Source organism: Neosynechococcus sphagnicola sy1 (genome assembly GCF_000775285.1).
In the GTDB taxonomy this organism is placed as follows: Bacteria; Cyanobacteriota; Cyanobacteriia; order Neosynechococcales; family Neosynechococcaceae; genus Neosynechococcus; species Neosynechococcus sphagnicola.
Genome location: NZ_JJML01000004.1, coordinates 68,256 through 82,846 on the forward strand (window position 1 = coordinate 68,256; position 14,591 = coordinate 82,846).

Here is a 14,591-nt window from a genome sequence, read left to right on the forward strand (position 1 = left end):
GAGGCTATTCTCCCTAGAAAACGGCTGACTGCTGGAGAGGAGTAACGGCGGCTACTGGCCCCACCAAGGAGACATAGGGGTGCTGCAAATAGCGATGGGCTGCTAACTGCGCCGCTTCGGCACTGACGGCGGCGATCGCTGATTGAAACTCGGTATCGAATTCCAACCCTATCCCTAGGGTTTCGTACCAACCAAAAATTTGGGCAATTTGAGCATTGGTCTGTTTACCGAGGGCATACTGTCCCAGCAGTTTATTCTTCGCAGCCTGCAACTCATGGGGGGGGAGTTGGGTGGTGAACAGGCGTTCTACTTCTTGTTGTAACCCTTCGAGGGCGATCGCCGTATTTTCTGGAGCCGTTCCCATGTAGACGACAAACTGCGAAGGTTGCAGGCGAGTAGGATAGAAAGCGGACACTTCGTAGGCGAGACCTCGCTTTTCTCGCAACTCCACAAACAGGCGACTGGAGAGACCATTACCCAGGTAAGAACTGAGTAACTTGATCGCCGCGTAGTCCGGATGATGCATGGAGGGAGCCAAATACCCCAACATCAGAATTGATTGTTGGGTGGACTGCGCTGTCACCCGTTGTTGGGGATCGGACTGCAGGGGCGGTACTTGCAACAATGGTAGGGGGGTAGAGGGAGCCTGCCAATCTCCAAAAAACTGCTCTGCCAGCTCCAGCCCTGACGCGGCGGTGATCCGCCCCACCAAACTAATAACCATGTTGTCTGGGCGGAAGTGGGTTTGGTGATACCTGTGCAAGTCAATCTGATCGAGTTGGGAAACCGATGCCTCCGTCCCCAGTCCTGACAGGGCATAGGGATGATCTAAGTACATTGCCTGGCGCAGCTGATCGAGGGCAATAATGTAAGGCTGTTCTAACTGGGAGCGAAGGGCCTGCAACATCAATCGCCGTTCTAGTGCCAATTCTGTCTCCGGGAAGGAGGGAGACCGCAGTAACTGTGCCGCCAGACTCAAAATATTCTCAAAGTCTGCCGTCACGGTCTTCAGACTCAGCAAAAAGTAGTCACTGGCAGCATCTGTGCTCAGGCTAGCGCCCACTGACTCAACACGCTCAGCGATGTCCAGGGATGAGAGTTGCTCACTGCCGCGAGTCATAACTGATGCCACTAGATGGGACAGCCCCGCCTGCTGGCGCGACTCCCAAAGACTCCCTGCTTTGACAAAAATCCGAGCCGCAACAATATCAGCGACTGGGTTCTCGACCACAAGCACAACCAGACCATTCGCCAAAACAGTCCGATGAATAGTCCGATTCTGAATCGATGGCATGGGGGATGGAATCATGGAGAATGGGGAATTGATCAAGCGAGCTGTCCACCAATGACCAATCAATTGGGTTCTAAAATCGTTGCAGCGTAGCTACAAGGAGAGAGATACTGATTGGCCAGACGCAGTAAGTCTTCAGTCTGCAATGCCTGGATACACTGGGGATAGGCGATCGCCGTGGTAGCCTGAGCAATCGTACTATAGTAACCGTAGAGACCTGCCAATTGAGCAGGAGTTTCGGTCGAAAAGGCATAATCGTTGCAAAGGAGTCGCTGGCAGCGGCTTAATTCTGCTTCACAAACCGGAACTGTCTGTAACTCCGAGAGACAATCGCCAATGAGCGCCTCAACTCGATCCAGATACTGGGGTTCCAGCCAGGTGGTAATGGTAAACAGACTCGATTCCTGCTGGAGGGAGAAACTACTACTCACTGCTTCCACCAATCCCCGCTCTTCCCGTAGTTGACGCACCAGTCGGGAACTGCGACCTTCCGCCAATAGTACCGACAGCAAATCTAGGCCATAGGCACTGGGGAGTTGATCAACCCCTGGACCCACCCAGGCCATCATCAGCCGCGCTTGTTCAATGCGGGGTAGTTGTAGCCGCTGACGGCGAATCTCTGAAATGGGTGGCTCTACCAAGGGCTGGATTCGCGGACAGTCTAGGGGTGAGGCAAAGCCCTGGAAGTTGCGACTTACCAGATCCAGTGCCTGGGACTGGGAGACATCCCCCACAATCACCACGGTCATGTTTTCAGGTTGATAGTGAGCCCGGTGGAAGCAGCGCATTTCTGCGGGCGATCGCGGCAGTAAAGTGGCTTCAGTGCCTAAAACAGAGCGTCCATAGGGATGTTGCTGATAGACGCTTTCCACCAGCGCCTGAAACCCTAACCAGTCAGGATTGTCATAGGCTTGGCGCAATTCCTCTAGCACCACTTCTCGTTCTCGCACGAACTCTGAGTCTGGAATCGAGGCATTCAGTAGCAACTCCGCCAGAGAGGGTAAGGTTGCTTCTAGGTGCTCAGACGCAGTGGTAATGAAGAAGTGGGCATAATCATGACTGGTGGCAGCGTTGGAGACTCCCCCCCGATTCTCGATGGTTTGATCAAAAACCCCCGGAGCGAGACGATCGGTGCCCTTGAAAATCATGTGCTCCAGGAAATGAGCCATCCCTGACCAAGTCAGGGGTTCAGCGATCGCCCCCGCCCTCACCCAAACATCAACCACCACCACGGATGTCGCTGGAATGTTCTGGTGAACCACCGTCAAACCATTTGCTAGGGTCAGGATCGATGCTGGAAATTCAACCGCAGGGGAAATTTTAGACAAATTTGCAACATTAATGCAAGGTTAACGAAATCTTAGCGTCTTCGGAATTGGCAAATAGCAGTCATTGCTACTGAATTCCGAACCAAAGTCTAGATCTGACTAGAATTTAGATCTTTATAGATCTTTTAAAGATCTAAAAGAGGGACTGAATTATGAGCGATCTGAACCATGACACCGTCATCCAGGGGACTGCTGCTCACGGTCTGACTGTAAAAAACGTGGCACTGATGTTACTGGCTACAGACAGGGCTGTGCAAGGGCAGATAGGATGCAAGGGCAATGCTTGTGAGATGATGAAGTAGCCATGATTGATCCACTCACGACTCTTTCCAGTGATCTGGAAAATCTCCCCCGTGATGTCAGGGTAACCCAACTGAGACACCTGGTTGAGACCCTGCGGATGGCAGATGAGATTGCTGTTAAGGGATATTTAATTACAAGTTCGGAATTAGCTGATTTAATGGATGTCAATGCCAGTGCAGTTACCAGCCGGGGTGATAATTGGGTGTGGCGTAACTGGGTTGTATCTCGCGTCCGCCGCGAAGGCAATCAAATTCTTTGGCAATTAGAACGGGTTGATTAATTCAGCAATGCTCCCCAAGGGTTAGTAGAAAAAGTTGCCCCAAATTCTCTGTCAAACTGATACTTGGAGACAAGCGTTAGGAAATACTGCCAACGAGTCTCATCCTGTGTCCTCCTTCCTCACCCGCGTCGGTCTATGAACGAACCACAGCGTCCTCCCATCCAACCCCCTGCTGTGCCCCGCACGGCCCCGATTCAACCCCCACCTACCTATCCCCAAGCTGGACAGGATCTAGCCACCAGCCCCCCTCAGCGCTATCCTACCCAGGCACTGACGATGCCAGGAGGGGCAGATCACCGTGGTGCCGTGGCTCCTCCTCCACCCTACCGCCCTGGCCCGCCGCCCCAAGCGCCCCCTCCCCCCGTGCTCGGGTCAGTGCCGGTGGCCCAACCTTAGAGCAGTTGGTACAGGAAGCGTTTGAGAAAAAACTATTCAGATATTCACTTGGGAGTTGGGGAAGTGCCTCGCTTCCGCGATCGCGGCGAAATTGCGATCAGCAATCACCCCGAAACCAATGAAGCCACTTTTTTTGGCTGGTTACGGGAGGTGCTGAACGATCAACAACTGGAGATTTTCAAACAAACCTTGGAATATGACGGTGCCACCCAATATGAGGGTGTGGCGCGGGTGCGGATCAACATCTTTGTCTCCCTTAAGGGCCCCTCCATGGTCTTGCGGCTGATTCCCCTGAAGATTCTCACCATGGAGGATCTGGGATTGCCCCCCGTCTTCCGGGATCTCTGTCACTATCACAAAGGCTTGATCTTGGTGACGGGGCCAACGGGTTCGGGGAAGTCCACCACCCTCGCAGCCATGGTGGACTACATCAACAAAGAGATGCCGAAAAATATTATCTCGATTGAAGATCCGGTGGAATTTGTCCACCAAAGCCACAAATCCCTGGTGAAACAGCGGGAAGTGGGCATTCATACCCTGAAGTTTGACAATGCCTTGAAAGCAGCCTTGCGGGAAGATCCCGATATCATTCTGATCGGGGAAATGCGCGATCGCGAGACTGTGAATACCGCCTTGAAAGCAGCTCAGACGGGTCACTTAGTCTTTGGCACCTTGCACACCAACAGTGCGGTAAAGACGATTGAACGGATTCTCAACCTCTATAACCCTGAAGAACAGGGGCCGATGCGCGTCCAAGTCGCCGAGTCTTTGATCGGTGTCATTGCCCAGGGATTGGTTCGCACCACCGATGGTAAACGCGCCGCCATCCACGAAATTTTGATCAACACCGATGCCATCCGGGACTACATCAAGCGGGGTGATGTGGACGAAGTCGAAGCGATCATCCCTAAATGCACCTTTGATGGCATGTGTACGATGAATCAATCCCTCTACACCCTCTATGAGGCTGGACGGATCACCGAAGAGACGGCCCTAGAGTCTTCTCCCAAACCCAACGAAATGGCAATGACCCTGCGGGGTCGGGTCTAGGGAACCCATCCATTCACCCCCTAGAAACTGAACCCAACGGCGATCGCTGCTTCGCCGTTGGGTTTTTGCGTGTTGGTGCTGGTTCTGCCCCCTTGCCGTGAAGATGCCCCCAGGAATCCCACGGAATTCGAACACTTTCTGATAACATCTTATTAAAAGTTAAAATTTCTTTATTCTTCTCTCATGCATTTATTGATTGTCGGTGCCACGGGTACCTTGGGGAGACAGGTAGCTCGTCGGGCTTTGGATGAGGGTCACAGCGTCCGCTGCCTGGTGCGCAGTTACAAGAAGGCTGCTTTTCTCAAGGAGTGGGGAGCTGAGCTGGTGCAGGGGAACCTCTGTAGACCGGAAAGTCTTCCTCCTGCTTTAGTTGGCATTGATGCAGTGATTGATGCGGCCACCAGCCGACCAACGGATTCCCTCAGCATTAAAGAAGTGGATTGGCAGGGACAGGTCTCCTTGATTCAAGCAGTGAAAGCGGCAGGGATTCAGCGATTGATTTTTTTCTCCATTCTCAATGCCGAGCAGTATCCCCATGTTCCCTTAATGGAAATTAAACACTGCACAGAATTGTTTTTAGCAGAATCAGGCTTGGATTACACGATTTTGCGGTGCTGTGGGTTCCTCCAGGGTCTAATCGGTCAATACGCGATTCCGATTCTGGAGCGACAGGCAGTTTGGGTGATGGGGGAAACGGAACCCATTGCTTACATGGACACCCAGGATATTGCCAAGTTTGCAATTCGGGCGCTCTCCGTGCCAGCAACCCTTCGTCAGACCTTTCCCCTAGTGGGAACCCGCGCCTGGAATCCCTACGAAATCATTCGTCTCTGTGAGCGACTATCGGGCCGGGAAGCTAAAATCACACGGATGCCCCTGAATCTCTTGCGCACCGTGCGGCGCACTGCTCGCTGGTTTCAGTGGGGGTGGAATTTGGCGGATCGCCTTGCCTTTGCCGAAGTGATCGCCAGTGGGAAGCCCCTGAATGCCCCCATGGAGGAAGTTTATACCACCTTTGGCCTTGATCCAGCTGCAACCACCACCTTAGAAACCTATCTCCAGGACTATTTCAGTCGCATTTTGCAGAAACTCAAGGAACTGGACTATGAAAAAACAGGGAGGAAGACAGCATCTGCACGGAAGGCACAATGAATACCGACTAAAATGCTATTGTTAAGAACAAGGGTTGGGGCAGCCATTTGGGGATAATAGTTGTATCGCTACCCGTGCGATCGCTGCCTCAGTAAGCTGCAAATCATTCATCAATTTTTGCATCATGGGTGGTAGCGAACGACCTCCTAGGACGAGCCGCTGCTGCTCTTTATTTTCACCCTCTGACATTGTATTGGACTCGTGCCCAAAGCTGGGATTATTTACAACGACACAAAACCCACAGCCTGTCGGGTTGCTGAAGACTTACGGGACAAACTGAGACGCTACGGTTGGGAGGTTGTAGTGACCACGGGTGCAGGTGGCATTCTTGGCTACTCTAGTCCTGAAAAGCCTATTTGTCACTCCTCCATTGATCTGCTTGCCCCCCCTGGATTTGATGCCGAGATGCGCTTTGCCATTGTCTTAGGCGGAGATGGTACAGTCCTGGCTGCCTTTCGTCAGATTGCCCCTGCAGGGATTCCACTGCTAACCGTCAACACGGGGCATATGGGATTTCTCACCGAAACCTATGTAAACCAGCTCCCCCAGGCACTGGAACGACTGCTGGCAGAGGACTATGAAATTGAAGAACGGGCAATGTTGACGGTGCAAGTGTTTCGAGACGAGTATTGTGTCTGGGAAGCGCTTTGTTTGAACGAAATGGTACTGCATCGGGAACCCCTGACGTGCATGTGCCACTTTGAAATTGAAATCGGTCGTCATGCCCTGGTTGACATTGCTGCGGACGGTCTGATTATCTCCACCCCCACGGGATCAACCGCCTATTCTCTAAGTGCAGGGGGGCCTGTGATTGCTCCAGGGGTGCCAGTGATGCAGTTGGTTCCCATCTGCCCCCATTCTCTGGCCTCGCGGGCGCTGGTTTTTGCCGATCATGAGCCCGTCACCATCTATCCGGTGAATCCCAACCGCTTGGTGATGGTGGTTGATGGCAATGCGGGTTGCTATGTTTTACCCGAAGATCGGCTGCGCTTGGCGCGATCGCACTATAGAGCCCGATTTATTCGCCTGCAAGCACCTGAGTTTTTCCATGTCCTGCGAGAAAAGCTGGGTTGGGGATTACCTCACATTGCCAAACCCACCTCCGTTGAACTGCCCTAATGGGGAGGAGGCTAGGTATCCTGGGTTCAGCATTCTTCGGTGGGAGTTGCTAAACTGACAACCAACCCTTCTATAGTGCTGCTCCACCATGTCCTTTGACCAAAGTCCTCGGGTCTTGCTGATAGAGACGGATGCAGCCTTTGCCCAGCACATCAAGCTGGATCTAGAAGAAGCGGGGTACCAAACTGCGATCGCCTCGGATGCCAACCATGGGTTACGCCAGGTTCAGGAACTGCAACCGGCTCTGGTCGTGGTGGATCGAATGCTGGCGGGAGAATCAGGGCTGTGGTTTTGTAACCAACTGCGGCGAACCGGACTGCGGATTCCGGTGTTAATGTTGATGGCGCGAGACACCTTAGAGGATCGGATTGCCTGCTTAGAGTCCGGTGCAGACGATTACTTCCTCAAGCCCTACAGATCGGAGGATTTTCTCAAGGTGATTCGCCTGTACTTACAACCCAGCGTCAGCACGACGGAACAACTGCGATTTGGCGATCTGGCATTAGATCTCAGCACCCGGCGGTTGCTCCGGAACGAGCGAGGCATTGACTTGACCATGAAGGAGTTTGAACTGCTGAAGTATTTTATGGAACATCCTCGGGAGGTGTTAACCAGAGAACAAATTCTCGAGAATGTCTGGGGATACGACTTTATGGGAGAATCAAACGTCATTGAAGTCTATATTCGTTACCTGCGCTTGAAAATTGAGGATGAAGGTGAGAAACGCCTGATCCAAACCGTGAGAGGGGTGGGCTACGTTCTACGAGAAACCTAAACTATGAAATCATCAATTCCACTGCTGAGATGGATATTAGCGGGCAGCTGTGCTAGCCTACTGGCCGGAGTTTGTGCCGCCACCGTTTCTGGATTTAACCTGGGGATTGCTGCTCCCGCGCCGCGCCAGACCCTAGCTGCCCTGGGACAGACGTTACCGATTACCGCCCAGACCCAGGTAGGGAATCAGATTATTCGCTTAGAGGTTGCCCAAACTCCGGAACAAAAGTCTCTGGGATTGATGTATCGATCAGCTTTAGCTGCGGATCAGGGGATGTTGTTCCCCTTTGAACCCGCACAGGTCGTCAACTTTTGGATGCGGAATGTCTCGATTTCCCTGGACATGGTATTTCTCTACCAGGGGCAGGTAAAGGCGATCGCAGCCAATGTACCACCCTGTCAACAACCGTCTTGCCCAACCTACGGCCCCTCTGGGCTGGTGGATCAGGTGGTGGAATTACGAGGGGGGCGGGCTGCTGAGTTAGGCCTTCAAGTGGGCGATCGCCTGCCCATTGAGTTCTTGCCCCTTGGAAATACCCCTGCTGGGCAATAGTCAGCGAACATCTCACGCGAAATCTTCAAGATTTAATGTAAAAACAGCATCAACAACTATACAAAACCACTGTGCTTTGCTACTATTGCATTCCTAATCCTGTTTTATTAGGTGAACGGGCGATCTGGCTATCCTAGCCTTGGGTTTGATACCATTCTTGGCTGGGCCAAAATATCAGGGAATCGTAACGGACTCTCATTAATTCCGGACTAAATCCTTCAGTCAAGCGTCCGTCAAAAGCTGAGTCATTCTAGCCGTCTTCAGGGTCTCCAAGGTCTCTTTGCAGATTTATTAGGGTTAATCCTCGGGTCACTGGGTGGGTTCAAGAGTGAGAAGCAGCATTTTATCCTAGGGCATTCCCCTAAGGGTTCAGCAACCGTCCGATATCCAGAGGCAAGTTCAGTTTATAGCAACCTACTTTCAGAAAATGTTCAGGGGTAACCCATTACCATCAGTCCCTAGGAGGTGAACCGAGAAGTGCCCACTACAAGTTACGCAAATTATGCCCCGCTGATTCGCTTTTTAGAAGAAGATTTAGCCATTTCAACCGACTCCATTGCAACCGCTCTGCGTCACCAAGAGGAAGATCCCGGTTTGTTGCCGATGGTACTGTGGCGGTACGGTTTGATTACCCTGGAGCAACTCGATCGCATCTTTGATTGGCTAGAGACTGCTTAACCGCTGCGATAGCGATCGCCCCAAAATTTTGTGCGATGGTGCCTCAGGCGGTCTCCCATCATCGGCATTCGAGGGTTTGAATTTGTCCTCTTCTGCCGGACTAGCGTCATCGTTTTAGAGGCTGGAATACCTGCATCAAAAAACCTCCCAAGTATGATATGGGAGGTTTTTGTTAATCCTGGGAATGGCTATTGTTCTGCCAGGAACTTTTTCACCCCTACGTGATAGTCAACGGCCTTGAAGGTAGGACTTTTGGCATTAGCAATGCTAAAGAGAGTCCAGAAAGAATCTATCGCCTGAAGTTTAGGTGCTTTGGGGTAAGCAGCCTTCGCCAAGTTGTAAACTGTCTGCTGATCCAGATTGTGGTTGACGTACAGGAAAGAGACTGTGGCGATCGCGTCCACTGCTTGGGGTTGCCAAGGATAGGTATTGGCCGGAATCTGTTGAGGCAGGTAGAGCAGGTTAAATCGGGTTAAAATTTCCTGGCGATCATCAAGAAATTTGCGATCAACTGGTAGGAGTTTTAACGTTGAGCCTGCGGTTGCTGGGATCTCTCTCAACAAGGGGGGCTCCCACCCCAGCCGTGTAGAAGGCCGCATCAATTTCCCCTGTCTGCACCTTGGCGAGGGCATCTTGGATACTCATCAGCAACAGACTTTCGCGGGTGACATCTAAGTTGCTGAGTTGGTAGAGCAAAATCGCACTGACGTAGGTTCCAGAGTCTTCGGGGCCAACCGCAACCACCTTGCCGTGCAAGTCTGCTAAGCTCTTAATCCCCGACGCTTGATTGACTACAATGTGAATCACCTCATGATTCACAGGGGCAAAAACATCAACATTCTCAGCGAGTTGAGCTAGATTTTGATCGGTGACTCCCTTGAGTAATCTAAAGGCATCCTGTTGGGCAAAGGCGAGATCGCCATTGCCACTGCCCAGCTCTTTAAGATTGTTAAAGGAACCCGGTGACTCTTGAATCTTCAAGGTAAACCCATCGGGCTTGAGCACCTGATTGAGTTCTATTGCCGCCTGATAATACAAGCCCGTTTTCGCGCCCGTGAGAATGCTCAGGGTTTGCTGGGCAACCACGGTGGTGGCCGTGAATACATTCCCAGAAAGGATGATCAGGGTTGTCAATAGTGATAAAGCCAGGAGCGGTACCGATTTTTTCATGATCAAATTCCTGTGAATGGAAGAATTGCACCCCATGAGGTGGGTTATGGCGTTCGTTTACCGCCAGACTGTACGACTATCCGTCCTAGAGAATAGTTTCTGCCTCAGCCAAAATGACTCAGGGGATTACAACTGGGCAATCATCTTGTGAGTCTGGGGGATCACCCGTACCCATTGTAAGGTTTGCTTGAGTAAGGACTGCCATGCCAGCACTTGATCGGGTCGGGGAACCGCCAACGGAACTTGCTTGGGATGCAACTGTTCTAGAGGAGTCACGGGCTGCAAAAATACAGGGATTTCAGGGCTGACGGCGGCAACCAGCTGTGCTGCCTGCAGCAAGTCTGTCAAGTCCGTTTGCGCAGCGATAATAATTTTGACAAAGACCTCTACCCCAGCGCTATGGGCAGCCTGGAGGCATTGCCTATGAGCCTGCCACCAAGTTTCGCCACTGACGCTCGGGAGCTTCAAGTCCATGCCAATGGAATCCAAGTGGGTCAGGATCTGGCGTAGTTGCTGGGGACGATGTCCCCCTGTTTCTAAATAAACGGGCAAGGAAGTCTGCTGCCGGACTAAGGGAAGAAAGCTTTGTAAAAACGAGGCATGGAGCAAGGGTTCCCCCCCTGTGAGGCTAATGCTGTCATGAAGCCCCGGTTGATGCTGTCGCTGTACCCACTGCAATAGGTGTTCCTGTGTTACTGGGTTGACATGGGTTTCAAAGTCACGTTCTCCGGGCGATCGCTCGATGCGACAGCTCTCTGGAACCTCCCAGGTATGGACGCTATCGCAGAAATGACACCGCAGATCGCACTGGGCAAACCGGATAAAAATTTGCCGGGTGCCGACGTTCTGCCCTTCCCCCTGAATAGCGGAAAAGACTTCAATCAGACGGGCAGTTCGCGAGTTAGCAGTCGAGGAAGTGCTCAAAATGGGTGGAACCTACCAGAAACTAGCAGCCTATTCAAAACTAGTAATTATAGCCAGTGGATGCCCAATTGATGAAATCCAGGTTGAAATGTCGATATCATCATTCTCAGTGCAAGATTCCGCCAAGACAATGAATCAACCCTTGATGTCTGACGCTGATGTGATCGGAGTCCATATTTGGATCACGGGCAAGGTACAAGGTGTTGCCTATCGAGCGGTAACGCGCCAAGTGGCAGTCCAGTTAGGCTTGGGAGGTTGGGTGCGGAATTTACCCGATGGTCGGGTGGAAGCGGTCTTTGAGGGCGATCGCCAGCGGGTGGAGCAAATGCTAGCCTGGTGTCGCCAAGGCCCCCCCGCTGCGGTGGTCTCCGATGTGACGGCTGAAGCCATGCTCCCCCTGGGGATCACGTCATTTCAAATCTTGCCTTGAAGCGCCACGGGCTTACAACCAGTGCTGGAGGGTTTGCCAAAAGTCTTGAATCAGAGTTGGGGTTTGCCAAAGAAGATAGCCCAGGGTGCCAAAGAGTCCAGTGATCACCAGGGTCAGACCATAGCTAAAGCACATCAATAACCCGTCCGCTTCTAGGGTTGCCACGACAAACAAGAGAATCCCTACAGTGGGAACCATATTAGTCAGGGGCAGGGGAATCGGCAACATCAACAACAGGGTTAACCAAGCCATACAGAGGCCGTTGAGTTGCCAAATCGGATGACTGGTAGCTAATTTCAATAATCGGGGTCGGGTGATTTTTTCCAAGAAGCGGGTGATGGTTTGCACCACCTTGAGTACGGGTTGAATAAAGCCTCGGGGAAATTGAACTTGGGCGATGCGTTGGGGCAGCCAGGGCGATCGCAGTCCCATTGCCATTTGCATTGACAATAAAAAGCTAGCAGAGCCAAAAATGCTGTTCAGACCAATCAGCGGAATCGGTGAGAGAAAGGGTAGGGTCAACAGACCTACCATCAAACTAAACCCCCGCTCCGAGGTTTCACTCAGGATATCCCCCAAAGTCAGGGGGTGAGCCTCTAAACGCTGGAGGAGCACTGCAATATCCTGAGAGAACTTGAGATGCATGACTTTAGCTAGCTCCCATAACCGCCATCACGTACCAGAATACACGACCCTCTTGGCCGCATCGGCTACGGAGTTAGGGGAGGGGAGGGAGGCGGGAGGGGATCGTCGTCGCTGGCTTTGGGCTTTGAAGCGGCGGGATCTCTGGAGATTACGGAAGCGCTGTTTTAGGTCACCTAGAGGGGGAGTCAGACTGCCATAACGCCACCGCACATAGGCTTGGGCAATGTCATTGACGACCTTTCCCTGGGGGACACTTGCCTGAACCGTGTGCCCAAACTCCCCTGGAGTTTGGGCGGGATGTTTACGAATCCCTTGCCGATCTAACCACCCCAGCATTTGTTGGTAGAGACCTTCCATCGGCGGCAATTGGGAGAGCCAGCGGTGATAGCGCCAATTCTGCCACTGGTTCCAGCCCAGCCAGCCGGCAAAACTCAGGGTGACCACCACGAGGGAGCCAACAATGATACCCACCCATCCGCGGGTGAACAGCAACAAAAACCCCGTGATCAGGCCAAAGATCCAACCCGCAATTCCCCCGACCACTTGGGCAATCCAACCACTGACCGGGGAGGGAATCCAGCCCGCCACCCAATTCCAAAACTGCCTGAGAATACCAAAGGTCGCATTTTCTTCGACGGAGGGGGGTAACAGGTCATGGCCGGGAATTGGGTCAAAGGTAAACCAGCCATTTTGGGGGAAATAGACTTCGGTGAGGGCATAGGCATCGGTGTTACGCACCACATAGAACCCGGTAAATGGGTTGAACTGACCCGCCCCAAATCCCACCACCAAACGGGCGGGAATCTCAATGGATCGCAGCAGCAATGTCAACACCGTGGAAAAATGATCGGGATATCCCCCCTGAAACTGAAACAAGAAGGCATCGACCAAATCTTGCTGGGCGGCCAAGAACGGTAACTCCGGCTGCACCGTGTAGTGCTGCTTTAAATATTGGGTCAGGTAGAGTGCCTGTTCATAGGGGCTGGTCAGCGGTTGGGGAGACTTCGCCAACCAAGCCTCAGCCAGGGGGCGTAGTTTCTGGGCGATCGCCGATGGAACCTCCAGATAGTAACGCTGGATCGATTCTGAGTAAGTGGTTGGTGCCTGTCGTAATACTTGGCGATCGCGGTAAGGCACCCGAGAAATCACGGTATAGGTAAGATCTTCGCTCAAGCCAATGGGAGCCCGCAGACTGCCCTCTGGATCAATCGCAATCTGTCGGGTGGGGAAAAACAACCGCTCTGCCCGATAGAGGGCTGGAATCAGGTTGGGTAATTCCGAAACCACCGTGTAGGTCTGAACAATTTCCTGGGTGCGGGTTAGGGAGCCAGGAATCGGTAAGAAGTACTGATAGGACCAGTTATTGCGTTCTAACTTTAAGGAATGGTCGTTACGAGAGACTTCCCAGCCCTGACCCGTGTAGTGATCGAACGCCAGCACCCGCCAGAAACCTGGAGCCTGGGAGCGCACCCGCAAAACGATTTTGGGTTTCATCTGCCCCCGCAGGTTCTGGTTGATACGGCTATTAAAGCCGTAGTAAAAGGTGTCATCGACCTGACCAGAGGCAGTGCTGCCAGAGGTGGCGCTACCCCCCCCCACCCTGGCTTGTGCCTTCCCGCACATAGCCAGGATTGGCAATGTGCTGACTGTCAAACTGGCCTTCAAAGTTAATGGTAGAACTGACGGGAAAGCTGCGGAGTTGGTAACCTGGTAAGCGGGGCAGCAGCACAAACACGGTGAGTCCCAGGGTCAAAACCAGCAAAAAAACAACCCCTAACCGTTGAGGAGCCAGTTCGGTTTTACCCAGTTGCCAGATGGGGGTTTCCAGGGTGATGCCTAAGCGAGACCGATAGTCCAGGATCAAGATAGGCAATGCGATCGCCAGAAATAGCAAGAGCAGCAGGCCAAAGGTAATTGTTTGGCTGAGGGTGCCAGCAACGCCAAGGAGCACTAAGCCAATCATCATCGAGTAGCCAAGGTCTTTGCGGCGAGGCAGATCAAAGCTATGCAATACCTGAAGCTGCACCAAGAGTTGTGCCAAGACCAATCGAGTATCGTTCAACTCCCCCAGCAGCCGCACCAGAAAGGCCGCTAGGGCTACCAGCATCCCAAAGGCGAGCCACAGCTTGGTGCTAATATTGCGGCGGTTTCGCTGCCGCCAACTCCAAACAGCTCCCCCCATTCCCAGGGGCACCGCCCACAGACTCATACTGGTGCTGGCAGCAATATCAGTCGCTACAATTCCCACCGAAACCAGGATTTGTACCAGGACGCGGAGCATGATCGAGTTTTCAGACTGGGGAAGGGGACGGCTTCCCATGTATTCCCAGAGAGAACGGACACCGGAGAGTCCCCCCAGTTGTTGGGTTTCTGGAGCGTTGGTCATGGTGCTTGCCTCTCGGTCGGGGCTGGATGGAGTGGAACTGGCTGCCTCTTATCTTAGCGGGATATCTTAGCGGGACTGGGTCTGGTGATGGCGATCGCAACTGGAAGGGATA

General features: G+C 52.7%; 12 protein-coding genes and 3 pseudogenes. 8 read left to right on the forward strand and 7 right to left on the reverse strand.

What is annotated here, in order from left to right; translation table 11 throughout:
- Positions 1–13 precede the first annotated feature (13 nt).
- Both DO97_RS02725 and DO97_RS02730 read right to left on the reverse strand, forming a co-directional pair.
- Positions 14–1,309, reverse strand: a complete 1,296-nt coding sequence (locus DO97_RS02725) for a M16 family metallopeptidase (RefSeq protein WP_081980596.1) — start codon at positions 1,307–1,309, stop codon at positions 14–16.
- Positions 1,310–1,353: 44 nt separating this feature from the next.
- Positions 1,354–2,619, reverse strand: coding sequence for a M16 family metallopeptidase (locus DO97_RS02730; RefSeq protein ID WP_036530953.1), 1,266 nt, complete (start codon positions 2,617–2,619; stop codon positions 1,354–1,356).
- Between the two features lie 334 nt (positions 2,620–2,953).
- Here DO97_RS02730 and DO97_RS02735 point away from each other — a divergent pair.
- The 7 genes and pseudogenes from DO97_RS02735 to DO97_RS02770 form a co-directional block, all read left to right on the forward strand.
- Positions 2,954–3,202: pseudogene (locus tag DO97_RS02735) on the forward strand (ribonuclease HI); the annotation flags it as partial.
- A gap of 276 nt (positions 3,203–3,478) precedes the next feature.
- Positions 3,479–4,648: pseudogene (locus tag DO97_RS02745) on the forward strand (type IV pilus twitching motility protein PilT).
- A gap of 183 nt (positions 4,649–4,831) precedes the next feature.
- Positions 4,832–5,800, forward strand: coding sequence for an SDR family oxidoreductase (locus tag DO97_RS02750; RefSeq protein WP_036530957.1), 969 nt, complete (start codon positions 4,832–4,834; stop codon positions 5,798–5,800).
- 201 nt (positions 5,801–6,001) lie between these two features.
- Positions 6,002–6,919 carry an NAD(+) kinase gene (locus DO97_RS02755; RefSeq protein WP_036530958.1) on the forward strand — a complete coding sequence of 306 codons (918 nt, stop codon included), beginning with the start codon at positions 6,002–6,004 and terminating at the stop codon, positions 6,917–6,919.
- A gap of 88 nt (positions 6,920–7,007) precedes the next feature.
- The gene (gene nblR / locus DO97_RS02760) at positions 7,008–7,694 is read left to right on the forward strand and encodes a response regulator transcription factor NblR (protein ID WP_036530960.1); all 687 of its coding nucleotides are present in this window, start codon (positions 7,008–7,010) and stop codon (positions 7,692–7,694) included.
- Positions 7,695–7,697: 3 nt separating this feature from the next.
- Entirely contained in the window at positions 7,698–8,246 is a 549-nt protein-coding gene (locus DO97_RS02765; RefSeq protein WP_036530962.1) for a DUF192 domain-containing protein, read from the forward strand.
- 477 nt (positions 8,247–8,723) lie between these two features.
- Positions 8,724–8,924, forward strand: coding sequence for a DUF2949 domain-containing protein (locus DO97_RS02770; protein ID WP_204368438.1), 201 nt, complete (start codon positions 8,724–8,726; stop codon positions 8,922–8,924).
- A 188-nt stretch (positions 8,925–9,112) separates the two neighbouring features.
- Here DO97_RS02770 and DO97_RS27240 read toward each other — a convergent pair whose 3' ends face one another.
- The 3 genes from DO97_RS27240 to DO97_RS02780 form a co-directional block, all read right to left on the reverse strand.
- A complete protein-coding gene (locus DO97_RS27240) occupies positions 9,113–9,484 on the reverse strand; it encodes a TAXI family TRAP transporter solute-binding subunit (protein WP_204368439.1) in 372 nt (123 codons plus the stop codon).
- Positions 9,432–10,094, reverse strand: coding sequence for a TAXI family TRAP transporter solute-binding subunit (locus tag DO97_RS02775; protein ID WP_204368440.1), 663 nt, complete (start codon positions 10,092–10,094; stop codon positions 9,432–9,434). The genes DO97_RS27240 and DO97_RS02775 overlap by 53 nt, the downstream gene beginning before the upstream one ends.
- A 126-nt stretch (positions 10,095–10,220) precedes the next feature.
- On the reverse strand, positions 10,221–11,018 hold the full coding sequence (locus tag DO97_RS02780) for a 7-carboxy-7-deazaguanine synthase QueE (RefSeq protein ID WP_036530965.1): 798 nt from the start codon (positions 11,016–11,018) through the stop codon (positions 10,221–10,223).
- A gap of 145 nt (positions 11,019–11,163) precedes the next feature.
- Between DO97_RS02780 and DO97_RS02785 the strand changes: the two genes are divergently transcribed.
- Entirely contained in the window at positions 11,164–11,448 is a 285-nt protein-coding gene (locus tag DO97_RS02785) for an acylphosphatase (RefSeq protein WP_036531029.1), read from the forward strand.
- Positions 11,449–11,460: 12 nt separating this feature from the next.
- On the opposite strand, the gene DO97_RS02790 is transcribed toward DO97_RS02785, so the two are convergent.
- Positions 11,461–12,093 (reverse strand): exopolysaccharide biosynthesis protein, encoded by a 633-nt coding sequence (locus DO97_RS02790; protein WP_036530966.1) that lies wholly within the window; start codon positions 12,091–12,093, stop codon positions 11,461–11,463.
- Between the two features lie 27 nt (positions 12,094–12,120).
- Positions 12,121–14,479: pseudogene (locus tag DO97_RS27245) on the reverse strand (transglutaminaseTgpA domain-containing protein).
- Positions 14,480–14,591: the final 112 nt, after the last annotated feature.

Coding starts and splice junctions, on each gene's coding strand:
- DO97_RS02790 (WP_036530966.1), bottom strand. CDS start 12,093: ATGCATCTCAAGTTCTCTCAGGATATTGCAGTGCTCCTCCAGCGTTTA.
- nblR (WP_036530960.1), top strand. CDS start 7,008: ATGTCCTTTGACCAAAGTCCTCGGGTCTTGCTGATAGAGACGGATGCA.
- DO97_RS02750 (WP_036530957.1), top strand. CDS start 4,832: ATGCATTTATTGATTGTCGGTGCCACGGGTACCTTGGGGAGACAGGTA.
- DO97_RS02765 (WP_036530962.1), top strand. CDS start 7,698: ATGAAATCATCAATTCCACTGCTGAGATGGATATTAGCGGGCAGCTGT.
- DO97_RS02725 (WP_081980596.1), bottom strand. CDS start 1,309: ATGATTCCATCCCCCATGCCATCGATTCAGAATCGGACTATTCATCGG.
- DO97_RS02775 (WP_204368440.1), bottom strand. CDS start 10,094: ATGAAAAAATCGGTACCGCTCCTGGCTTTATCACTATTGACAACCCTG.
- DO97_RS02785 (WP_036531029.1), top strand. CDS start 11,164: ATGTCTGACGCTGATGTGATCGGAGTCCATATTTGGATCACGGGCAAG.